Consider the following 21876-nt stretch of genomic DNA (forward strand, 5'->3'; position numbering starts at 1 on the left):
GGGGGCAGGCATGTCGCGGTCGCTCCGTCGGGCGTGCGCCAGGCTGATCAGGGACCTGGAACTGCCGACGCCGTTCGACCTGACCCGGTTCTGCCACGACCTCGGCGTGCGCCGGGGCCGGCCACTGACCCTGATGGAGGTCGACCTGCCGACCGCGCTGCCCTGCGGCATGGTGGCCGCGCTGGACGACCGGGACATCATCTTCATCACCGCGGGCCTCACCGGACCGCACCGCGACGTCGTCGGGCTGCACGAGATCGGGCATCTGATCGCCGGTCACCTCGCCGACCCGCTGGCCGACCCCGACGCCGGCCGCTTCGTCTTCAAGCACCTCGACCCGCGGCTGGTGCGCAGCATCAACGGCCGCAGCAACTACTCCACGCCCGAGGAACAGCAGGCCGAGATGATCGCCACCATGCTGTTCGCCCGCATAGCCCGGTTCACCGCTGAGACGCAGTGGTCGATCGCGGGCGGCGCGGGCGGCGTCGTCGACCGAATCAGCCGCTCGCTCGGCGACGGCAGCTCACCGGGGGGCCCGTGAACAGCGTCCTGTATCCCATCGCCGCACTGACGGCGTGGGTGGCCTGCCTCTACAAGGCCCGCGACCTGCGCCGGCAGCGGAACACGCCGCTGGCCGCGGTGGTCGCCGCCTTCGTCTGCCTGGGCGGCATCTTCTTCTTCGCCTCGCCGCAGGTGTGGTCGGGATTCGACCGGCTCACGCACTACCCGAACCTGGCGATGCTGGTCAGCCAGGGCCTGGTGATGCCGTTCACCTTCTGCGTGCTCGCGGCCTGCATGCTCTGGCGCTACCCGGCCGAGCGGGCGCACCGGCTGATCCGCCGTTACGGGCTGGCGCTCACCGCCGTCGTGGCGCTGATGGCGGCGCTGTTCCTGGCCGCGCCGGTGAGCGCGGAGGACCCGACCACCTTCGTCCCCGACAACGCCCGAAACCCCTTCATCAACGCCTACCTGATGGTCTACATCGTCACCTACGCGGTGCTGCAGATCGTCGTGGTGCGGCTGACCCTGCAACTGGCCAGGATCGGCGGGCGGCCCTGGCTGCGCCGGGGACTGCGGATCAACGCCTTCGGGAACCTGCTCGCGCTGCCCTACTGCGCGGTCCGGATCGCCGACGTACTGGAGCGCTGGATCGCCATCAGCCCCGGCCGGTACGAGAACGTCGCCCGGCTCGCGGTCGGCATCGGCGTGCTGATGCCGCCGATCGGCTGGACCATCCCGCGCTGGGGCCCGCGGCTGACCGTCGTGGCCGACTGGGCCCGGGCACACCGGCCCTACTGGCAGCTCTACCCGCTCTGGCACGCCCTGACCGAGGCGGTGCCGTATGTGGTGCTCGACACCGAGGGCCCCGGCTGGCGGCGCGGCCGCCGTCCGGGCCGGGTGGCGCTGCGGGCCGGCTACCGGCTGACCCGCCGTTACGTCGAGATCCGGGACAGCCGGCTGGAACTGCGCCCCTTCCTCGACCCCGACATCGCGGCACGGGCCGAGAGCGCGGGCCGCCAGGCCGGCCTCGGCCCGGAGCAACTGGCCGCCGTGGTCGAGGCGGCGCAGCTCGCGGCGGTGCTGCGGGCCAGATCCCTCGGCATCGAACTGCCCCGCTCCGAGCGGGATCCGAGCAGCGCGGAGCGCCCGGACACCGACCCCGGCGGCGCCGACGCCGCCGCGGAGATCGCCTGGCTGACCCGGGTCGCGGCCGCGCTCACCGGCTCGCCCGTGGTCGCCTCCGTGCTGGCCGACACCGACCCGCGCAGCGACGCCCACCCCGCACCCCAACCCGCCGCCGGCTGACCGCCCGGCCGGCGATCGCCCGTCCGACCGTCCCGAACCTGCACCGCGGAGTACTGATGTCCTCAGATCCCCTCGCCCTGCCCAGCCTTGACGAGGCGTTCGGCCCAGACCCCTACCCGATGTACGCGAAGCTGCGCGAGGCGGGGCCGGTGCACCGGGTGCTCGGGCCCGAGGGCCGGCCGGTCTGGCTGATCACCCGCTACCCGGAGGCCCGCGCGGCGCTCGCCGACCCCGCCCTCTCGCTGGACCGGAGCAACGCCGCCCCCGGCGCCTACGGCGGCCTGTCGCTGCCCCCGGTGCTGGACGCCAACCTGCTCAACATGGACGGCGCCGACCACGCCAGGCTGCGCCGCCTGGTCGCACCGGCGTTCAGCGCCGCCCGGATGGAGGCGCTGCGGGAGCGCGTGCACGGTGTCGCCGCCGAGCTGCTGACCGAGGCCGCAGCGAAGGCCGGGACCGCGCCGGTGGACCTGGTCGAGGCCTACGCGGCCCCGCTCTCGCTCACCCTGCTCTGCGACATCCTCGGCGTCGACCGGGCCGAGTCGCAGCGGTTCCACCGCTGGACCGCGATCGTGCTCGACCCGTCGGCCTCCTCCCGAGCCCAGCTCAAGGACGCCCTGGAGGGCATCGTCACCTCGCTGGCCCGCCAGATCGCGGCCAAGCGCGCCGAGCCCGGCCCCGACCTGCTGTCGGCGCTGGTCACCGCACACGACGGCGACGACCGGCTGAACTCCGACGAACTGCTCAGCCTGGCCTTCCTGCTGCTCTTCGCCGGGTACGAGAACACCGTCAACGCCATCGCGGCGACGGCCGCGGCCGCGCTGACCGAGCCCGGACTGCGGGAGCGGCTGGCCGCGGAACCCGACGCCGTCGCGGCCCTGGTGGAGGAGGTGATTCGGTTCGACGGGCCGGTGGAGCTGGCGATCCGGCGCTTCCCGACCCAGGACGTCGAGATCGGCGGGGTGCGGATCCCGGCCGGTGAGCCGGTGCTGATCGCCCTCGGCTCGGCCCACCGCGACCCGGAGGCCTACGACCGTCCCGACGAGATCTCGCTGGACCGCGACACCAGGCCCGGCACCCTGGGTTTCGGCCACGGCCCGCACTACTGCCTGGGCGCGGCACTGGCCCGGCTGGAGACCACCACCGCGGTCACCGTCCTGCTCCAGCGCCATCCGCAGGCCGTCCTCGCCGTCCCGCGCGGGGAGCTGCGCCCCCGTCCCTCGGTCCGCACCCGGGGCCTCGCCCAGCTCCCGGTCCGGCTCGGCCCGGAGCTCTGACGCCGGGCACAGTACACCTACCGCACTGGTGAATTGCGGAATTCTGCAATTCACCAGTGCGGTAGCCGGGCGATTCCCTAGCGTCACCGTCATGGCGAATACAGAGATCGCACTCAAGGAAGCAATGATGATCGAGGGCGCCATCGGTGCCGCCCTCGTCGACGTGACCAGCGGAATGGCGCTGGGCACGATGGGAGGCGGCAAGGACTTCGATCTGAACGTCGCCGCTGCCGGCAACACGGACCTGGTCCGCGCCAAGCTCCGGGTGATGGAGATGCTCGACCTGACCGGCAGCATCGACGACATCCTGATCACCCTCACCAGCCAGTACCACCTCATCCGGCCGCTCACCTCGCGCAGCGGCGCGGGGCTCTTCCTGTACCTGGCGCTCGACCGCAAACGCTCCAACCTGGCCATGGCCAGGCGGGGACTGCAGCAGGTCGAGGCCGGGCTGGACCTGTGAGCCAGCCACCGCTCTACCAGGTCAAGGCCGAGTTCTTCCGGATGCTCGGCCACCCGGTCCGGATCCGGGTGCTGGAACTCCTGCAGGACGGGCCGAAGCCGGTCCACGAGCTGCTGGGGGAGATCGGCGTCGAGGCGTCCAACCTCTCCCAGCAGCTGGCCGTGCTGCGCCGCTCGGGCATCGTGGTCTCGGTCCGGGAACGGTCCACGGTGCGCTACGCGCTGGCCGGCGGCGACGTCGCCGACCTGCTGCGCACGGCCCGTCAGATCCTCACCGTGATGCTGGCGGAGCGCGGCGAGGTGCTGGAACAGCTGCGCCGGGCCCAGGAGGACGAGCCGGACCCGTTGCCCGCGAGCCGGTAGCCAGGCGGGGGCGGGTGCACGCGGGGGCGGGTGCGCGCGGGGAGGAAGGCACACCTCCGGCCCTCGGTGGTCACTTTCCGGATTGGCTTGACTACGGTTGGCCATCGAGGGTTGGATAATCACATGAGCCCGGCGGAGGGAATTCGCCGGGATTCGACGCCGCCCTGCGTCCTGTCGGCGTGTTGCGCGGGTCATTCCGGTGCGACATATCCGATCGGATTCGGAGAGGTTCTTTCATGTCCGGAGGCTTTCTTTGATGTCCGGAGGAGATGGTGTGACGGCGATATCGCCGACCGAGGTGCCGCCGCCGGTGCGTCCGGGTGCCACCGCCCCCATCGTCCAGATGCTCGCGCGCTGCCCGGACCGGCATCTGTCCGGCGTGCTCCAGGTGGCCGGAGACCCGGGCGGTGCGCTGCATCTGACCGACGGTCGGATCACCGCCGTGGACACCCCGGGCGCCCCGGACGCCGCCACGCTGCTGCTGGCCTCCGGCCGGATCGGCGAGGCGGAGTGGGCCGCCGCGTTCAGCGCCGACGCGTTCGGCATCGACACGATGACGGGACCGGCCCGGTCACCTCTGGTCAGCAGCGCGCTGGTCGGCGCCGCGGAACTCCAACTCGTCTGCCTGATGGCGGTGCTGGACGGTGCCTTCGCCGTGGCGGCGGGCCGGATCGACACCTGTTCGCTGGAGGGCAGCGCGGTCGCCCATGTGCTGCCGGCCGCGCCGGGGATCGAACCGGAGCGCCTGATGCGGGAGACCGAACGCCGACTGCGGGCGCTGGCCTCCCGGCAGGAGCCGCTCTGTCCGTACCGGGACCGGGTGCTGCCCGCCGACCGGGCGGGCCGCCTCCCGGTGGAATCGCTCGGCGACGACCGGCGGGAGATCCTGGCGCACGTCGACGGCCGACGGAGCTGCCGTGACATCGCCTTCCTGATCGGCCGCGGGGTCTACACGGTCACCATGGAGACCTCGCGGATGCTGAGCGAGGGCCTCGCGGTCCTCCGCCCCCGCGGGGCAGAACCCCGCGACACCGAACCCCCTGGCGCGCCGCCTCACGACGCCGACCCGCACAGCGCCGAACCCCGCGATACCGAACCCCGCGACGCGGAACCCTGCGACGCGGAACCCTGCGGGGGCGAACTCGTCCCGCTGCCGCCGTTCGTGGCGGTCAGCAGCGGTTCGTGAGCCCACGGCACCCGCCGACCGACGACACCCCACCCGAGAAGGAGCACGATGAGCACAACCGGAACCAATGGTTCCAGCGCACCAACGACCATGTCCGAGCGGGTCTTCGCGCTGGTGAAGACGCTCCGCGAGGAGGTCCCCGACTGCCTGGCCGCAGGCATCATCGACATGTCGACCGGCATGCTGCTGTCCGTCGAGACCGTCGACTCGCACCCGCCGGAGGTGCTGGACATGCTCGCGGCCGCGACCCTCGACATGTTCCAGGGACGCAATGTGGTGATGATCGAGGACATCTTCAAGGAACGCCGGGGCGTGGTCAGTGACCGCCACTACTTCCAGGAGATCCTCATCAACAGCGACAACCTGACCCACGTCTTCCTCCGCGTCGACAGCGAGGACGAGGTGGTCGCCGTCGTGGTCTGCCGCAAGTCGGTCAACGTCGGCATGCTCTTCGCCCAGGCCAGGCGGGTCATCAAGGACATGGGCCGGCTCTGACCGGCCGCACCGTGCAGGGCGGGAGCCGCAGCGCGTGCCGCTGCGGCTCCGGGGGATACTGACCACCGGGCGGGCCCGTCCGCATTTCGGTACCAGCGCGGGGAGCAACAGGCATGGCAGTGGAGACACGGCAGGACCACCTCCTTCGCGTGGGTGTCATCGGTCTGGGCGACATCGCGGAGAAGGCCTATCTGCCCGTCCTCACCGCCGAACCCGGCCTGGACCTGCGGCTGATGACCCGGAACCGGGCCACGCTCGACCGGATCGGCGACCAGTACCGGCTGGCGCAGCGTCACACCACGCTGGACTCGCTGCTGGAGGCCGGGCTCGACGCCGCCTTCGTGCACGCCGCCACCAGCGCGCATGTCGACATCGTCGGGACGCTGCTCGGCGCGGGTGTCGACGTCTACGTGGACAAGCCGCTCGACTACACCGTCGAGGGCTCGCGCAAGCTCGTCGAACTGGCCGAGTCCACCGGCCGTTCGCTGATGGTCGGCTTCAACCGCCGCCGTGCGCCCGGCTACGCGCAGGCGGCGGAGCGGCCGCGCGACCTGATCCTGCTGCAGAAGAACCGCGAGGCGCTCGCGGAGCTGCCGCGTACCTTCATCTTCGACGACTTCGTGCACGTGGTGGACACCCTGCGGTTCCTGGTCCCCGGTGCGGTCGAGGAGCGGCGGGCCCGGTTCCGGGTCCGGGACGGGTTGTTGGAGCATCTGGTGCTGGAACTGTCCGGGAACGGGTTCACCGCCCTGGGCGTGATGAACCGGCTCAGCGGCTCGACCGAGGAGATCCTGGAGGTCTCCGGGCAGAACTCCAAGTTCCAGGTCCACAACCTCGCCGAGACCGTCGACCACAGCGGCCGTCCCACGCTGCAGCGACGCGGGGACTGGGTGCCGGTCGCCCGCCAGCGTGGGATCGAGCAGGTGGTCCGGGAGTTCCTGGACGCCCTGCGCGAGGGCCGGACGCTGTCCGCGCGGGACGCGCTGGAGACCCACGAGCTGTGCGAATGGCTGGTACAGCAGGTGGAATCCGCTAGCGGGTGACACCGCGCCGCCCGGCGGCGGGGCGCCGGGAGGTGCTTGTCCGTGGCGCCCGTTACTCTGGTGCATCCCCGTCGTGGAGTGAGTCAGGACGGGGCCGGCAGCGGGGAGGGTACAGATGGACCGGCAGCGGAGCCTGATGGCTGTTCACGCCCACCCGGACGACGAGTCGCTGTGGACGGGTGGCGTGCTGGCCCAGCACGCCGCCGAAGGCCGACCGACTGCCGTGCTGACCTGCACCGACGGTGAGCTCGCGGAGGGTCCCTCGTTCGCTGAGCCGGGCACCAGGACCAAGGAGCTGGCGCAGGCGCTGGCCGTGCTCGGGGTCGCGGAGTCCGGCATGCTTCCCTATCGCGACTCGGGGCCGCGCGGCCGCGGGGCGGGCAGCCTGTGCGCCGCTCCCTTCGACGACCTGGTCGCCGATCTGGTCGCGCGGATCCGCTCGTTCCGCCCCTCGGCCGTGGTCAGCTATGACGCCTTCGGACTCTCCGGTCACCCGGACCACGTCCGGGTGCACCGTGCCGTGCTCGTCGCGGTCGAGGCGGCGGCCTGTCCGCACCAGTGGCCGCAGGCCGGCGCGGCCTGGGCGGTGGAGTCGCTCTGGCTCGCCACCATCCCCGAGTCCCTGGTCCGCCGCCTGACCGCGCTCGGCCTGGAGACCCCGCTGCCCTGCACCCCGGACGACCGGATCGCCGCGGCGGTCGACGTCCGGCCGTGGCTGGACGTCAAGTGGGAGGCGGTGCGGGCGCACGCCTCGGAGTTCGAGCGCGGGGCGCGGGTGACCGCGTTCGAGGAGCCGCATCTACGCGAACTGTGCCTGGGCACCGAGTGGTTCATGCACCGCCCGGGCCCCGGGGCCGCTCCCGCGCCGACCCGGACCCGGCTCCTCGCCGACGCCCGGCGCCCGCTCCGCTAGCCGGCGGCGCCGTTCCGCCCCCCCGCAGACGCCGAGCGCGGTGGCGGCCCACCAGCGCGCGTCGTCGGCCACCACCGCCCGCGTGGCGTGTGCGTCAGGCGGCGTGGTCGAGCTGGTGCTCGGCGACGGGAAGGTCCACCGGTGCGGCGACCTGACGGCGGCGCCGCAGCAGGGCCGAGACCAGTACCGACGCCCCGACCAGCAGCGCGCCGGAGAGCAGCGCGGCGAGGTTCATCGCGTGCACGAAGGCGTCCCTGGCGCTGGCCAGCAGCGCCTCGCCGGTCGTACCGGGCAGCGTACCCGCGGCGTGCACGGCGCTGCCCAGCGAGTTCTCGGCCTCGGCGGCGGCCGGTCCGCTCAGGCCGGCCGGCAGTACCAGCCCGGAGCGGTACACGGCGGCCAGCACCGAGCCGACCAGGGCGATGCCCAGCGCGGTGCCCAGCTCGTAGGCGGTCTCGGAGACGGCTCCGGCCGCGCCCGCCTTCTCCTGCGGGGCCGCTCCCAGCACCATCGTCGTGGCCAGTGCGTAGACGATGCCCTCGGCCATGCCGACGGCCAGGAAGGCCACCGCGATCAGCAGGTAGAGGGTCTCGGCGTGCACCCAGCCCAGCGCGCCCAGGCCCAGGCCCATCACCAGCAGGCCCGCGGCCAGCGTGCCGCGGTGGCCGAAGCGCTTGGCGAGGTACGCGGCGCCGAGCCCGCCGATGACCGAACCGGCGAAGGCCGGCATGTCGGCGAGGCCCGCCTGCAAGGGCGAGTAGCCCCGTACCAGCTGGAAGTACTGCGACAGGAAGAACACCACGCCGGAGAGCCCGACCAGGGCGATCAGCGCGCTGAGGGTGGCCGCGGTGAACCGGCGGTCGGCGAACAGCCGGACGTCCAGCAGCGGCACCGGCAGCCGCAGCTGGCGGCGGACGAACCAGACCAGCCCGACCACGCCGAGCACCGCTGCGGCCAGGACGTGCAGGCTGAGCGCGGCGCCGACGGCGGCCTCCTTCACGGCGTAGACCACACCGATGATCCCGACCAGGGAGAAGCCGACGCTGGGCAGGTCCCAGGCCCCGGCCTGGGGGTCACGGGACTCCGGCAGCAGCCGCCGGCCGAGGATCAGCAGCAACAGCACGATCGGCAGGTTGATCAGGAAGACCGAGCCCCACCAGAAGTGCTCCAGCATCAGCCCGCCCAGCAGCGGGCCCACCGCCGCACCGGCGGTGGCCGCCGCGCCCCAGATGCCGATGGCCTTGGCGCGCTCGCGGTCGTCCGGGAAGAGGTTGCGGATCAGCGACAGGGTGGACGGCATGATGGTGGCGCCGGCCACGCCGAGCAGCGCTCGGGCGGCGATCAGCCAGGCCGCGCCGGGCGCGTAGGCGGCCAGCAGCGAGGCCGCGCCGAAGGCCGCGGTGCCGATCAGCAGCAGTCGCCTGCGGCCGATCCGGTCGCTGAGCGAGCCCATGCTGACGAGCAGCCCGGCGAGCACGAAGGAGTAGCCGTCGCCGATCCACAGCAGCTGGGTCGCGGAGGGCGCCAGGCTCTCGCTGATGAAGGGGATGGCGAGGAACAGCACGGTGGCGTCGACGGCCACCAGCAGGACGGCGAGTACCAGCACGCCCAGCGCGATCCAGCGGGTGCGCGGAGTCATTCCCGGCAGGCTGGTACTTCGGTAGGCGGAGGTGGTGTGCGGAACGCTCGGGGCGTTGCTCATGGTCAGTCTTTCCTGAGGGCGCCGCCGAGGAACAGCTCGGTCAGCGCGCGAGTGCTGTCGCGGGGGGCCAGGCGTCCTTCCTGGACGGCCCAGCCCACACCCGCGAGAAGGTCGAAGAAGGCCTCGCTCAACCAGGCGGCCGGCAGCTCGACGCGGAAGGCGCCGGACTGCTGCCCGCGCAGGAACAGCGCGCAGACCCGGGCGTCCATCCGGTCCCAGGCCGCGGTGATCTCGTTGTCCTCGAACAGCCGGCTCTCGCCGGTGAGGAACGCGGCCGTGTCGGCGTTCGGGATCACCGCGTCGGCCAGTCGGCGGACGGCGGCGACCGGGTCGCCCCGGTCGATGGTGGCGGAGTCCAGCGCGGCGTCCATCCGGCGCAGCGCGAGGGTCGCGACCTCGCGTACCAGCGCGTCGCGGCCGGGGAAGAGCCGGTGCAGGGTGGCCCGGCTGATGCCGGCCGCCCGCGCGATCTCGTCCAGGGCGGCCGAGGGCTGCCGGGAGAGTACGCCGATGGCGGCGTCGAGTACCGAGTCGCGATCCGTGGCCATGGATCGACGATAGCTCATATGAGACATCTTTGTCTCATTGGATATATGGGTATCTCGGGAGAGTCTCTCCGGTGTCAGCTTTCCCGGTCAGTCGATCAGCGCGTCGTAGGCCGGTTGCAGCAGCGCCTCCAGCGTTCGGCCCCGGATCACGATGCCGGACGGGCCGAGGCGGGCGGCCGCGGCCTCCGCGCGGCCGGCGCGGTCCGGGCTCTCCGCGAGCCGCAGCCTCCGGTGCCGGTCGCCCTCGGTCCAGAAGTCGTCCAGGCACTCCGCGAGCGGGCGCTCCGGCGCAGGGTCGGCGGGCGTCTCGACCACCACCGCGGCCCGCAGCTCGCGCAGATGCCGCAGCAGCCGTTCGCGGTCGCGTCCGCGCCAGCCGAAGAGCAGGAACGGGTCGGCGTCCACGGCCGCTCCGAAGGCGGCGAACACCGCGGCGATGTGCCGGCAGACCGCCCACTGCGGACAGGAGCACTCCAGCGTCAGATCCGCCGCCCGGGCCGGCAGCAGCGACAGGCCGGCGCGGGCCAGCACGGCGTCGACCGAGTCGGGGACCTCCCCGTCGAGCAGCCGCTCGACCAGCTCCCGGTCCGCGGCCACCGCCTGTTCGATCCTGGCCCACTGCGGCGCCTCGAACACCCGCAGGTCCAGCCACACATCGCAGTCGTCGACCCGCGCACTGACCGATCCGGCGGCCACCCGCAGCCCGGAGACGGTCGGCCCGGACGCCGCGTCGTCGCCGTCCTGTCCGGCCGGCACCGCTCCGTCCAGGCCGAGCAGCCCGAGTCTGCGGACCCGCTCCAGCAGGCGGGCCGACCACGGCACCGGGTCGGCGCTCACGCGTCGGCCTCGCTCACGGCGTCCTCGGTCAGCGTCAGCACCTCGCGCAGGGCCTCCGCCGACAGCGTGGTCAGCCAGCTCTCGCCGGAACCGACCACCGCGTCCGCCAGGCGCCGCTTGGCCTCGATCATCGCGTCCACCCGTTCCTCCACCGTCCCCGCGCTGACGAACCGCCGTACCTGTACGTCCCGTTGCTGGCCCAGCCGGAACGCCCGGTCGGTGGCCTGCTCCTCGACGGCCGGATTCCACCAGCGGTCGAGGTGCACCACCTGGTTGGCCGCCGTCAGATTGAGCCCGACCCCGCCGGCCCGCAGGGACAGCAGGAACACCGACGGGCCGTCGGGATCCTGGAACCGGTCCACTGCCGCGTCCCGCTGACGTTTGGTCATCCCGCCGTGCAGGAACAGCACCTCGCTGTCCAGCCGCTCCGACAGATACGGCTGCAGCAGCGCGCCGAACTCCCGGTACTGGGTGAAAGCAAGGGTGCGGTCGCCCTCGGCGACGGCCTCCTCCAGGGTCTCCTCCAGTCGCGCCAGCTTGCCGGAGCGCCCGGCCAGGCGCGGGCGGCCGTCCGGGCCGCGTTCGCCGGTGTACTGGGCCGGATGGTTGCAGATCTGCTTGAGCCGGGTCAGCGCGGCCAGCACCAGGCCGCGGTTCTCGAAGCCGGTGGTCCCCGAGGTCTTGTAGCGGGGGATCCGGCTGCGCTCCATCCGCAGCAGCAGGTCGTCGACCACCGCCCGGTACAGCGCCGCCTGTTCGGCGGTGAGGTTGCACAGCACCGTCATCTCCTGCTTGCGCGGCAGGTCGACCGCGACCGCCGGGTCGGTCTTGACCCGACGCAGTACGAACGGCCGGGTACGGCGCCGCAGTTCGGCGGTGGCCCGGTCGCTGGCATTGCGTTCGATCGGCACCGAGTAGCGCTCCTTGAAGCGCTCGGCGGAGCCGAACATGCCTGGATTGACCAGGTCCAGCAGGGAGTGCAGCTCGGCAAGACGGTTCTGCACCGGGGTACCGGTCAGCGCCAGCCGGTGCGTGGCCGGGAGTGCCCGTACCGCCCGGGACTGCCGGCTGGCGCTGTTCTTCAGGTAGTGCGCCTCGTCGGCCACCAGCCGGTGCCAGCCGATCGCCCGCAGTGCCTCGAAGTCCCGTACCACCAGGCCGTAGGTGGTGATCACGATGTCGGCTCCGGCCACGGCCCGGCGCAGCTCCGCCCCGTCCGGCCGGCCCGCGCCGTGGTGCACATGAACCCGCAGCTCCGGGGTGAACCGGGCGCACTCGCGGGTCCAGTTGCCGACCAGGGACATCGGGGCGATGACGAGGGTGGGGCCGGGGGACGGGTCGGATTCGGCATGCTCGACGGCGAGCAGCGCCAGCGTCTGCACGGTCTTGCCCAGCCCCATGTCGTCGGCGAGCACCCCGCCCAGGCCCAGCCGGGCCAGGAACGCCAGCCAGGCCACGCCGCGCTCCTGGTAGGGCCGCAGCACCGCGCCGAAGCCGGGCGGCACCACCACAGGTTCGAACGCCTGTTCTTCGGAAGCCGGAGCCCCGGATGCCGACTCCCCGGATGCCGACTCCCCGGATGCTGGTGCCCCGGACGCTCGCTCCTCGGACCGCGCCGCCGCCGCGTCCACCCCGACCCGGACCCGGCGCAGCAGCTCGCCCAGCGGGCCCTCGCCCTGGACGGACAGGATCGGCAGCCCGCTGCCCGGCTCCTTGCCGCCCGTTCCGCCTACTCCGTCCATGCCGTCCATGCCACCCAAGGCGATCCGCAGCAGCTCGGCGGCCGAGACCACGCCCTGGTCGGACCGCTCCAGGAAGGCGACCGCCGCCGCGATCCGGGCCTGGTCGGCCTCGAACCACTGCCCGCGCACCCGGACCAGGGTCTCCTTGGTCGCCGCCAGTGCGGCCAGTTCCTGCGCGCTGAGCGGCTGTTCGCCCAGCACGGCCTGCCAGCGGAATTCGACCATGTCGTCCTTGCCCAGCAGGCTCTGCTGCTCGACCACCCCGGCCTGCACCGCACTGGCGGTCAGCCCGAGCCCGAGCGCAGCAGGCCGGCGCCACCAGGCGGGCAGCAGCACGGTGAACCCCGACGCGGCCAGCGCAGGTGCCGCCTCGCGCAGGAAGTCGAGCGCGCCCGCACGGTCCAGACCCATCCCGCCCGGACGGTGGGCCAGCAGGCCGGGTTCGAGCTCGGGGCGGCAGCGGGCGGCGCGTTCCAGCTCTGCGCCGAGCGCCGCCTCGGGCCGGTCCACGAGTCCGGCCAGCGGGGCGGCGGCCGCGGCGCCCGCCCACAGCGCGGACGCCTCGACCACCACGGAGGGGTCGTCGACGACCTGCACGGTGAACTCCAGCCGCCAGCGGTCCGCGTCCGGCTCGCCGTCCACGTCGACCGCGTCCGTGCCCTGCGGCTCGACCAGCCGGAACCCGAGCCGCAACGGCCCCGGTACACCGGTGGCCGACCGGTGCCACGCCGTCAGCCGCTGCTCCAGGACGGCGAGATCGGCCTCCTCCGCCTGCCGCACCCGTCCACCGATGGATCCGAGCGCGGACAGCCAGTGTTCGGCCGCCGTCGCCGGCGGACGCAGCCGCCCCCGGCTGGACGGGAGCAGCGGGGGACGGTCCACCAGCACCGCCTGTACCTCCGCGTCGACCAGGGCCGCGAGCAACTCGGCGACGATCGCCGCTCCGCCGCGCGCCGGGGCCGCCGCCCCGCCGGTGGTGTCGGGAAGCACCTCGGCCCGGCAGACCGGGGGGCAGTCCGCCGCCAGCGCGGCCGCCTCCCGGCGGGCCTCCGCGTCCGGGGTCGGTGTCCAGCGGGCATGGGCCCCGTCGGGTTCGTGGGACAGGGCGGGCAGGACCAGGCCGCGCCCCACCAGTCGCCAGGCGAGATCGTGCACCTGGGTCAGCCAGCGCAGCGAGGCGCCGTACGGGGTCTCCACCGGCCCGGTTCCGGGCAGGTCGGGCTGCAACGCCGCGTGCCGGGGATCGAACAGCTCGCCGAGCAGCTGGGCCGCCTGGCCCGCGCCGAACTCGAGCGTCGGGACGCGCCAGGCGGTCAACCGGGCTCCGCGGGCCGTCGGCGCGGCGAGCGGTCCGGCCGCCTCGGGGGAGGGGAGCGGAGCACCGTCCCGGGAGGGGAGCAGCAGGGCGGCCTCGCCGTGGTCCGCGTCACCGGCCAGCCACTCCAGCCCGGGGCCGACCGCCGACAGCAGCCCGGCCAGCGCCGGCGCGCCGCAGGCACGCGGATGACCGTCCGGCGCCGACCCCAACGCCTGATCCGGGCGCGGCCGCGCGTCCTCGGCCCAGAGCGCGAGGCGCTGGTCGGTCCGCCACAGACCGTGCAGAACAAACATGCGTGGACAACCCCGCTCCGAACAGACGAAAAGGCCGGCGGTCCAGGGTGGACACCCTGGACCGCCAGCCTAGGGAGCGGCACTGACACCGGCCTGCCGAGGCGGCCGTGACGTCGCTCAGTTCTGCCTCGCGGCGGAGTTGCTCAGCTCTGGTTGTAGAAGCCGGTCTCGTCGTCCGAGCCGTCGATGACCATGACCTCGACCTCGGGCGGGGCCAGCAGGAAGACCCGCCGGGCGATCCGCTCGATGCTGCCCCGGGTGCCGAAGGTGAGCCCGGACGCGAAGTCGACCAGCCGCTTGGCGTCGGCGTCGGTCATCTCCGTCAGGTCCATGATCACCGGCGTGCCCACGCGAACGTGCTCGCCGATGACGCGTGCCGACTCGAAGCCCGTCGGGCGCACCGAAGTGATCTGCGGCGCGCGCGGGCTGGGAACGAGCTCCGGGGAATCCCAGGGCTCCTCATAGTCGGGTACCGCCACCGGATAGTTCCCGGAGGGCGCCAGCCATCCGCGGTAGTCGTCACGCAGTGCTGCTCCCATGCCGTGCCTCCCCATCCGTCCTGCTACCCCGTGTCGCGCACGATGGTTTACGTGCACAGTTTTTCTGGCCTGCTGTAAGTGCCTGGTGCGTCAGTACTGTTCCACCGCGCTGTCCGAGTATCGCATTGATCACCGACAAGGCACCCGTCCGGTCGTGTCGCCACGCCGTTTGTGTCAACCGATCTGACGTTCTGTTCGGACGCAAGGTCGAATCATCTGGTTCCATTCGCACAGCTGTGCGAATGGGTGTTCACTGGTTCTACTGAGATCCCGTCGGGCCCCGTTTCACCACGCCACCCCCGGGAACCATCCGGTGAATCGCCTTTGAGTCATCATTGCGGCTGACCCCGACAAGGGCCAGCCGATTTTCCTTTTCTCCACGGCTGCATGACGATTCGTCGAATCGGACGGTGATGATTCAGCCCTCGCCGCCGCCACTGACGCTCTCCGCGGCAGGGCTCCCATTCGCGGCGTTCACCGCACCGCTGTCGCCTCGTATTCGCCCGGCCGGGCCGAGTCGGCCCGCACCCACGATCAGCCCCGTCACGAGAACCGTCACCACCGCGAAGGAGACCGGCAGGGAGGTCGCCTGGGCGATCGATCCGATCACGGCCGGAGCGACCAGTCCCGAGGTGTAGGTGACGGTGGCCACGCCCGCGATGGCGCGACTGGGGTTCCCGCCGCCGCCGATCTCCTCGCCGTGCCCGGCCGCCGCGAAGCAGAGCGGGACGACCACCGCGATGCCCACGCCCAGCAGCGCGAACCCGCAGATCGCCGGGACCGGTGTGCGGGAGATCACCACCAGCACCCCGCCCAGCGCCGCGACACCCCCGCCGTACCGGACCGTGCGCACCGCCCCGATCCGCCGGACTACGGCGTCGCCCACCAGCCGGCTCGCCGCCATCATGCAGGCGAAGGCGGTGAAGCTGGCCGCCGCGACCCCGGCCGAGGCGCCGGCCGTGCCGCGGAGGTAGACGCCGCTCCAGTCGCCGCTGGCGCCCTCGGCGAAGACCGCGCAGAAGCCCACCAGTCCGATCGCCACGGCGGACCTGGGCGGCAGGGCGAAGCGCGGTGGCGCCTCGGCCTCCGGCTGGGACCGCAGGTCCAGCAGCCCCCGGCAGGCCCAGAGCGAGATCCCCAGCAGCAGGACGGCCATGGCGCCGAGGTGCACCCGGGCGTCCAGCCCGGCCCCGGCCGCCACCGCGCCGACCGCCGAGGCCAGCAGCGTGCCGACGCTCCACATGCCGTGCAGGCCGGACATGATGGACCGGCCGATGCGCTGTTCCACCTCGACGCCATGGGCGTTCATCGCCACGTCGGCCGTGCCGGACGCGGCGCCGTAGAGGAGCAGCGCGAGCAGCAGTAGCGGCAGGTCCGGCGCGAACGCGGGCAGCAGCAGCGCGAGGCACCACAGCGTCATCAGCAGCCGGATCGCGGACCGGTGGCCGCGCCCGTGGAGCAGCCGGCCGGCCAGCGGCATCGCCGCGAACGATCCGATCGCCGGCGCGACCAGGGCCAGGCCCAGCTGCCCCGCGCTCAGGTGCAGATGCTCCTTGATCCACGGGATCCGGGTGGCGAAGGTCCCGTACACCGCTCCGTGCGCGGCGAAGACGACCGACACCGCGCGCCGCGCGCGGCGGACGGCAGGCTGATCCATGCCAGGGTCCCCTCGTTAGAGGATCAACCTATCGCCGGGGCGCCGGGCGCGTCACGCCTGGACGATCATCCGGACCGGGTCGGGTGTCCGGAAATGCCTTGGTCTGGACGCACATGCGAGGCCTGAGGGGACGGCGACCTTGCCTGTGCCATGCTACGAGTGACGAGGAGATCGCAGATGCGACAGGATGATCGACACATGAACAGCTATCGGATCGGTGAGGCGGCGGCCCTGCTGGGTGTCAGCGCCGACACCATGCGGCGCTGGGTCGACGCGGGTCGACTGGTCGCCGACCGCGACGAGCACGGGCACCGCATCATCCCCGGGCCCCAGCTCGCGGCCTTCGCCCGGGAGTTGGCCCGGCCCGAGAACGCCGCCGCGGAGGGCGTCCCCTCGTCCGCGCGGAACCGTTTCCGGGGCATCGTCACCGAGGTGATCCTCGGCGACGTCGCCGCGCAGGTGGAGATCCAGGCGGGTCCGTTCCGGGTGGTCTCGCTGATCAGCCGCGAGTCGGCCGAGGAACTGCGCCTGGAACCCGGTGTTCCGGCCGTCGCTGTCATCAAGTCGACCAACGTGGTCGTCGAACGGGCCTGACGGCGAACGGGCCTGACGGCGACCAGGCGTCGCGTGCGGCCCGGTCCGGTCCCGGCCGGATCCGCACCGGCACTGTCACGGCCATGCCTGTCCGGGCCGTGCCTGTCCCGTACCTGCCCGCTGACCTACCATCACCATCACCTATGGGGAGTACCGACATGAACAGAATCCGTCCTGCTGCCGCGATCGCCACTGCCGCCGCCGTCGCCCTGCTCGCCCTCTCCGGGTGCAGCTCCTCCGGCTCGACGGCGAGCAGCAGTTCGTCGACGTCCGCCTCCGCGTCCGCGTCCGCCTCGTCGAGCAGTGCCGTGACCGGCACGGTCACCGTCTTCGCGGCCGCCTCGCTGAAGCAGACCTTCACCGAGCTCGGCAAGCAGTTCGAGGCCGCCCACCCCGGGGTGACCGTCCGCTTCAACTTCGGTGGCAGCGACACCCTGGCGGCGAGCATCGTCTCGGGCGCCCCCGCCGACGTCTTCGCCGCGGCGAGCACCGCCACCATGGCAACGGTCACCAAGGCCAACGACACCGCCACGGCCCCGGTGAACTTCGCCAAGAACACGCTGGAGATCGCGGTCCAGCCGGGCAACCCCAAGCACATCGACAGCATCGCCGCGCTCGCCCTCCCGGCGAACAAGGTGGCGCTCTGTGCCAAGACCGTCCCCTGCGGCGCCGCCGCGGTGAAGGCCCTGGCCGCCGCCAAGGTGTCGGTCACCCCGGTCACCTACGAGCAGGACGTCACCAGCGCCCTGAACAAGGTCGAGCTGGGCGAGGTCGACGCGGCGCTGGTCTACATGACCGACGTGAAGGGCGCGATGGGCAAGGTCACCGGAGTCGACTTCCCGGCTGCGACGCAGGCCGTCACCACCTACCCGATCGCCCCGCTGGCCCACAGCGGCAACAGCGCCGCGGCCGCCGCGTTCAGCAGCTACATCGTCTCGGCCCCGGCCCAGCAGGTCCTCGCGGCTGCGGGCTTCCAGGCGCCGTGACCCACCCCCGCGCCACGCCGACCGGTGACGACACCGCCGCGTCCGACCCGTCCGCAGTCCGGCGTCCCGGCCTGCGGGCGGGACGGCGCGCGGCGTGGCGCGGCGGCGCGCGCCGGGGCGGGGTGCCGGCGGCGCTGCTGCTGCCGGCCCTGGCCGGCCTCGTCTTCCTGGTGCTGCCGCTGATCGGGCTGCTGGTCCGGGCACCGTGGGGAAGCCTGCCGACCGCCCTCGGCGGCGGCACCGTCTGGCCCGCGCTGCGGCTGTCGCTGTTCACCGCGACGGCCGCGACGGCGGTGTCGCTGGTCCTCGGCGTACCGCTGGCCTGGCTGCTGGCCCGTACCGACTTCCCCGGCCGCAGGCTGGCCCGGACCCTGGTCACGGTGCCGCTGGTGATGCCGCCGGTGGTCGGCGGCGTCGCGCTGCTGCTGTTCTTCGGCCGCAACGGGATCGTCGGCCGCTGGCTCGACAGCGCCTTCGGCATCACCCTCCCCTTCACCACCGCCGGTGTGGTGGTTGCCGAGGCGTTCGTCGCCATGCCGTTCCTGGTGCTCAGCGTCGAGGGCGCGCTGCGCGGCGCCGACGCCCGCTACGAGGAGGCCGCGGCCACCCTGGGCGCCAGCAGGTTCACCGCCTTCCGCCGGGTCACCCTGCCGCTGGTCGCGCCCGGCATCGCGGCCGGCAGCGTGCTGGCCTGGGCACGCGCGCTGGGGGAGTTCGGCGCCACGATCACCTTCGCCGGCAACTTCCCCGGCACCACGCAGACCATGCCGCTCGCCGTCTACCTCGCACTGCAGGACGACCCGGCCAACGCCATCGCGCTGAGCCTGGTGCTGCTCGTGGTCTCGGTCCTGGTCCTGGTCGGCCTGCGCGGACGCTGGACCGGAGGCCCCGCGTGACCACTCTTCAGAAACCCGTCACCGCCGACGGCCTGGACGCGCACCTCGTGGTCGAGCACGCCCCGCGCGCGGGAGCGGTATGTGCGGCAGCCTCACATGGCGCGGCCCCACACGCCGCGGCCTCACACGCCACAGTCGTGGCGCCGCCGTTCCGTCTCGACGTCGAACTCTCCGCCCGGCCCGGGCAGGTCCTGGCGCTGCTCGGGCCCAACGGCGCGGGCAAGAGCACCGCCCTGCGCGCCCTGGCCGGCCTGACCCCGCTCACCGGCGGACGGCTGACCCTTGACGGCCGGACCCTGGAGCAGCCGGACGCCCGGCTCCGGGTGCCGCCCGAGCAGCGCCCGGTCGGCGTGGTGTTCCAGGACTACCTGCTGTTTCCGCACCTCAGCGCGCTGGACAACGTCGCCTTCGGACTGCGCACCCGCGGGCTGCGCAAGGCGGCCGCCCGCGCCGAGGCCGCCGAGTGGCTGGAACGGGTCGGCCTCGCCGAGCAGGCCGGCGCCCGGCCGCGCACCCTGTCCGGCGGCCAGGCCCAGCGGGTGGCGCTGGCCCGTGCCCTGGCCCCGCACCCCCGGCTGCTGCTCCTCGACGAGCCGATGGCCGCCCTGGACGCCCGGACCCGCCTGGACGTGCGCACCCAGCTGCGGCGCCACCTCGCCGCCTTCGACGCCGTCGCGGTGCTGGTGACGCACGACCCGCTGGACGCCATGGTGCTGGCCGACCGGCTCACCGTGATCGAGGACGGCCGTGCCGTACAGCACGGCACTCCCGCCGACATCGCGCGGCACCCGCGCAGCGACTACATCGCCCGCCTGGTCGGGCTCAACCTCTACCGGGGCTTCGCGCACGGTCACGAGGTACGGGTCACCGACGAGGCCGGCGACGACTCAGCGGTGCTGGCCACGGCCGACGAACACAGCGGACCGGTGTTCGCCGCCTTCCCCCCGGCGGCCGTCACGGTGCACCGGACCCGGCCCGAGACCAGCGCCCGCAACCAGTGGCCGGTGACCGTCGCCGGGATGGAGCTGCACGGTGACCAGGTCCGGCTCGACCTGCTGGGCCCGCTGCGGATCACCGCCGACATCACCCCGGCCTCCGTCGCCGAACTCGGCCTCGCCGAGGGCAGCCAGGTCTGGGCCGCGGTCAAGGCAGCACAGACCCGCGCCTACCCGGCCTGACGCCCGCCCGACGCCCGCCCGGCCCCGGCGGGCCTCCGGCCGGGCGTCCGGCCTGCGGTGCCGGTTCCGGATCGCCGCGTCGCGGGGTTCATCCGATCGGCCCAGGGACGTGGGCATCCCGGCGCGGAAACCGCCAGGATCGACCCCAGGCGACAGGGAGGCGGAACGACGCATGCGCAACCGGACCCACCGGCAGCGGCGGCTGCGGCCGTCCGTCGTCGCGTTCGCCTTCGCGCTCGCCGTGTCCCTGACCGGCTGCGGCGGCGGCAGTACCCCCGGGACCGGCGCGACCCCGTCCGGCAGTGCCGGCACCTGGAGCACGAGCCGCCTTGAGCGGGCGCTCTCCAAGCACGGCGGCACCTCGCACACCGCCAAGGCGACGGCCAACAACGCCCGGGTCGGCGCGATCTTCAACCACGACGCGGGCGGTGACCACTTCTGCACCGCCAGCGTGGTCCACAGCGCGGGCAGGAACCTGATCCTCACCGCCGCGCACTGCGTCCACGGCGGCAAGGGCGGCAGCTACAGCACCGACCTGGTCTTCGTCCCCGACTACCGGGACGGCGCCACCCCGCAGGGCCAGTGGCCGGTCACCAGGATCGTGGTCGACCAGCGCTGGATCAGCGCGTCCGACCCCGACCTGGACGTCGCCTTCGTGACCGTCGGGACGGTCGGCGGCAGGAACATCGAGGACGCGCTCGGCGCCAACACCCTGGGCGTCAACCTGGGCTTCGACCGGGTCGTCCAGATCACCGGCTATCCCGCCGATGCCGGCATGCCGATCTCCTGCTTCAACCGGACCACGCAGCAGAGCGAGCGGCAGATGCAGATCGCCTGCACCGGCTACCCGGGCGGCACCAGCGGCAGCCCATGGCTCACCGCCTTCGACAAGACCACCAGGACCGGCACGGTGATCGGCGTCATCGGCGGCTACCAGCAGGGCGGCGATACCAACGACGTCTCCTACAGCCCCTACTTCGGCAACGACGTCCAGAACCTCTACAGCCAGGCGATCGCGCCCGCCGGTTGACCCCGCCGCAGCGCCGGTGGCAGGGGTAGCGGCGGGGGTGGCGTCAGCCGCGGCGGTAGCGGCCGGCGGTGTTGCCGGTCCGGTCGCGGAGCAGGACACGCAGGGTGTTGGCGTTCTCGTAGCCGACCCGCCGGGCGATCGCCTCGATCGTGTGGTCGGTGCTGCGCAGCAGATGGGTGGCCTGTTCGACGCGCAGGTCCTGGACGAAGCGGACCGGCGAGGTGCCCAGGACGGCCCGGGTGGTGCGCTGCAGGGTGCGCTCGCTGACACCGATGGACTCGGCGGCGTCCCTGACACTCAGCGGCTCGTGCAGATGGGCCCGCGCCCAGCGCTCGAACGCGGCGACGGTGGGGTCCGCGGCGGCCAGGGCACCGGTCATGGTGTGGGCGGCCTGGGAGGGTCGTTCGTCGATGACCAGGTAGTTGGCGACCAGGTCACTCAGGGCGGGGCTGCTCCGGCGCACGATGCTCAGCGCGAGGTCGACGTGCCCGAAGGCGGCCCCTGCTGTGGTGACGCCGTCGCAGCTGGTCACCATCCGGTTCTGATCGAGCGTCACCTGCGGGTAGCGCTGCCGGAACAGCGGGGCGAGCCACCAGGTGGTGGTGGCGCTGAGCCCGTTCAGGATCCCCGACTCGGCGAGCAGGAAGGTGCCGGCGCAGGCGGAGGCGATGGGGGTGCCCGCGCTCCGGGTCCGGACCAGCAGCTCGCGTGCGGGCGCCGAGTCCGGCCCCGACAGGTAGTCGACCAGCCTCTCGGGCCGCCGCTCGCCCACCGCGGGGAGCAGCAGCAGATCGCAGCCGCCGGCGTCGCCGACGGGAGCGGTGCTGACGGTCAGACCGGCGCCGGTGCGCGCGGTGTCGCCGAAGCCGACGGTGGTGACCTCCCAGGCGGGTGGCGGCTGGGGCAGCCGCCGCCGCAGCTCGTTGGCACACCCCAGGATGTCCAGGACTGCCGCGAGCCCGGAGTCGAAGACGCCGTCGAGAACGAGTACGGATACGCGCATGACGGGAA

At 73.1% G+C, this 21876-nt stretch carries 21 protein-coding genes; 14 read left to right on the forward strand and 7 right to left on the reverse strand.

The genetic code is table 11. The annotated features are described in order from the left end of the window. The first annotated feature begins 10 nt into the window (after positions 1–10). The 9 genes from ABH925_RS01000 (at position 11) to ABH925_RS01040 (ending at position 7545) form a co-directional block, all read left to right on the forward strand. Positions 11–541 (forward strand): hypothetical protein, encoded by a 531-nt coding sequence (locus ABH925_RS01000; protein WP_370144635.1) that lies wholly within the window; start codon positions 11–13, stop codon positions 539–541. Next, positions 538–1806 (forward strand): MAB_1171c family putative transporter, encoded by a 1269-nt coding sequence (locus ABH925_RS01005; protein WP_370144636.1) that lies wholly within the window; start codon positions 538–540, stop codon positions 1804–1806. Before ABH925_RS01000 ends, ABH925_RS01005 begins: the two co-directional genes overlap by 4 nt. A 56-nt stretch (positions 1807–1862) precedes the next feature. After that, on the forward strand, positions 1863–3083 hold the full coding sequence (locus ABH925_RS01010; RefSeq protein WP_370144638.1) for a cytochrome P450: 1221 nt from the start codon (positions 1863–1865) through the stop codon (positions 3081–3083). Between the two features lie 91 nt (positions 3084–3174). Then, complete coding sequence (locus ABH925_RS01015) at positions 3175–3546, forward strand: hypothetical protein (RefSeq protein ID WP_370144640.1); 372 nt, start codon at positions 3175–3177, stop codon at positions 3544–3546. 41 nt (positions 3547–3587) lie between these two features. Beyond that, complete coding sequence (locus ABH925_RS01020; RefSeq protein ID WP_370144927.1) at positions 3588–3908, forward strand: ArsR/SmtB family transcription factor; 321 nt, start codon at positions 3588–3590, stop codon at positions 3906–3908. Positions 3909–4182: 274 nt separating this feature from the next. After that, entirely contained in the window at positions 4183–5094 is a 912-nt protein-coding gene (locus ABH925_RS01025; RefSeq protein ID WP_370144641.1) for a MarR family transcriptional regulator, read from the forward strand. A 90-nt stretch (positions 5095–5184) separates the two neighbouring features. Further along, positions 5185–5589, forward strand: coding sequence for a hypothetical protein (locus ABH925_RS01030; RefSeq protein WP_370144928.1), 405 nt, complete (start codon positions 5185–5187; stop codon positions 5587–5589). A gap of 113 nt (positions 5590–5702) precedes the next feature. Beyond that, positions 5703–6632 carry a Gfo/Idh/MocA family protein gene (locus ABH925_RS01035; RefSeq protein WP_370144643.1) on the forward strand — a complete coding sequence of 310 codons (930 nt, stop codon included), beginning with the start codon at positions 5703–5705 and terminating at the stop codon, positions 6630–6632. A gap of 136 nt (positions 6633–6768) precedes the next feature. After that, a complete protein-coding gene (locus tag ABH925_RS01040) occupies positions 6769–7545 on the forward strand; it encodes a PIG-L deacetylase family protein (RefSeq protein WP_370144644.1) in 777 nt (258 codons plus the stop codon). Between the two features lie 94 nt (positions 7546–7639). On the opposite strand, the gene ABH925_RS01045 is transcribed toward ABH925_RS01040, so the two are convergent. The 6 genes from ABH925_RS01045 to ABH925_RS01070 form a co-directional block, all read right to left on the reverse strand. After that, entirely contained in the window at positions 7640–9247 is a 1608-nt protein-coding gene (locus tag ABH925_RS01045; RefSeq protein WP_370144646.1) for an MFS transporter, read from the reverse strand. Positions 9248–9249: 2 nt separating this feature from the next. Next, entirely contained in the window at positions 9250–9795 is a 546-nt protein-coding gene (locus tag ABH925_RS01050; RefSeq protein ID WP_370144647.1) for a TetR/AcrR family transcriptional regulator, read from the reverse strand. 87 nt (positions 9796–9882) lie between these two features. Further along, positions 9883–10632 carry a hypothetical protein gene (locus tag ABH925_RS01055; RefSeq protein WP_370144648.1) on the reverse strand — a complete coding sequence of 250 codons (750 nt, stop codon included), beginning with the start codon at positions 10630–10632 and terminating at the stop codon, positions 9883–9885. Then, positions 10629–13985 (reverse strand): SNF2-related protein, encoded by a 3357-nt coding sequence (locus tag ABH925_RS01060; protein WP_370144650.1) that lies wholly within the window; start codon positions 13983–13985, stop codon positions 10629–10631. Before ABH925_RS01060 ends, ABH925_RS01055 begins: the two co-directional genes overlap by 4 nt. Before the next feature lie 143 nt (positions 13986–14128). Then, entirely contained in the window at positions 14129–14524 is a 396-nt protein-coding gene (locus ABH925_RS01065) for a cell division protein SepF (RefSeq protein WP_370144651.1), read from the reverse strand. Positions 14525–14942: 418 nt separating this feature from the next. Then, the gene (locus ABH925_RS01070; RefSeq protein ID WP_370144652.1) at positions 14943–16181 is read right to left on the reverse strand and encodes an MFS transporter; all 1239 of its coding nucleotides are present in this window, start codon (positions 16179–16181) and stop codon (positions 14943–14945) included. Between the two features lie 198 nt (positions 16182–16379). Here ABH925_RS01070 and ABH925_RS01075 point away from each other — a divergent pair, with 198 nt between their 5' ends. The 5 genes from ABH925_RS01075 (at position 16380) to ABH925_RS01095 (ending at position 20865) form a co-directional block, all read left to right on the forward strand. Next, positions 16380–16775 carry a molybdopterin-binding protein gene (locus tag ABH925_RS01075; protein ID WP_370144653.1) on the forward strand — a complete coding sequence of 132 codons (396 nt, stop codon included), beginning with the start codon at positions 16380–16382 and terminating at the stop codon, positions 16773–16775. A 158-nt stretch (positions 16776–16933) separates the two neighbouring features. Continuing rightward, positions 16934–17761 carry a molybdate ABC transporter substrate-binding protein gene (gene modA / locus ABH925_RS01080; RefSeq protein WP_370144654.1) on the forward strand — a complete coding sequence of 276 codons (828 nt, stop codon included), beginning with the start codon at positions 16934–16936 and terminating at the stop codon, positions 17759–17761. Next, positions 17758–18657, forward strand: a complete 900-nt coding sequence (locus ABH925_RS01085; protein ID WP_370144655.1) for an ABC transporter permease — start codon at positions 17758–17760, stop codon at positions 18655–18657. Before modA ends, ABH925_RS01085 begins: the two co-directional genes overlap by 4 nt. A gap of 137 nt (positions 18658–18794) precedes the next feature. Continuing rightward, complete coding sequence (locus ABH925_RS01090; RefSeq protein WP_370144929.1) at positions 18795–19835, forward strand: ABC transporter ATP-binding protein; 1041 nt, start codon at positions 18795–18797, stop codon at positions 19833–19835. A gap of 172 nt (positions 19836–20007) precedes the next feature. After that, entirely contained in the window at positions 20008–20865 is an 858-nt protein-coding gene (locus ABH925_RS01095; RefSeq protein ID WP_370144656.1) for a trypsin-like peptidase domain-containing protein, read from the forward strand. Positions 20866–20908: 43 nt separating this feature from the next. On the opposite strand, the gene ABH925_RS01100 is transcribed toward ABH925_RS01095, so the two are convergent. Then, positions 20909–21868, reverse strand: coding sequence for a GlxA family transcriptional regulator (locus tag ABH925_RS01100; RefSeq protein WP_370144657.1), 960 nt, complete (start codon positions 21866–21868; stop codon positions 20909–20911). Positions 21869–21876 lie beyond the last annotated feature (8 nt).

Origin of the sequence: Streptacidiphilus sp. EB129, assembly GCF_041262645.1 — a bacterium.
In the GTDB taxonomy this organism is placed as follows: domain Bacteria; phylum Actinomycetota; class Actinomycetes; order Streptomycetales; family Streptomycetaceae; genus Streptacidiphilus.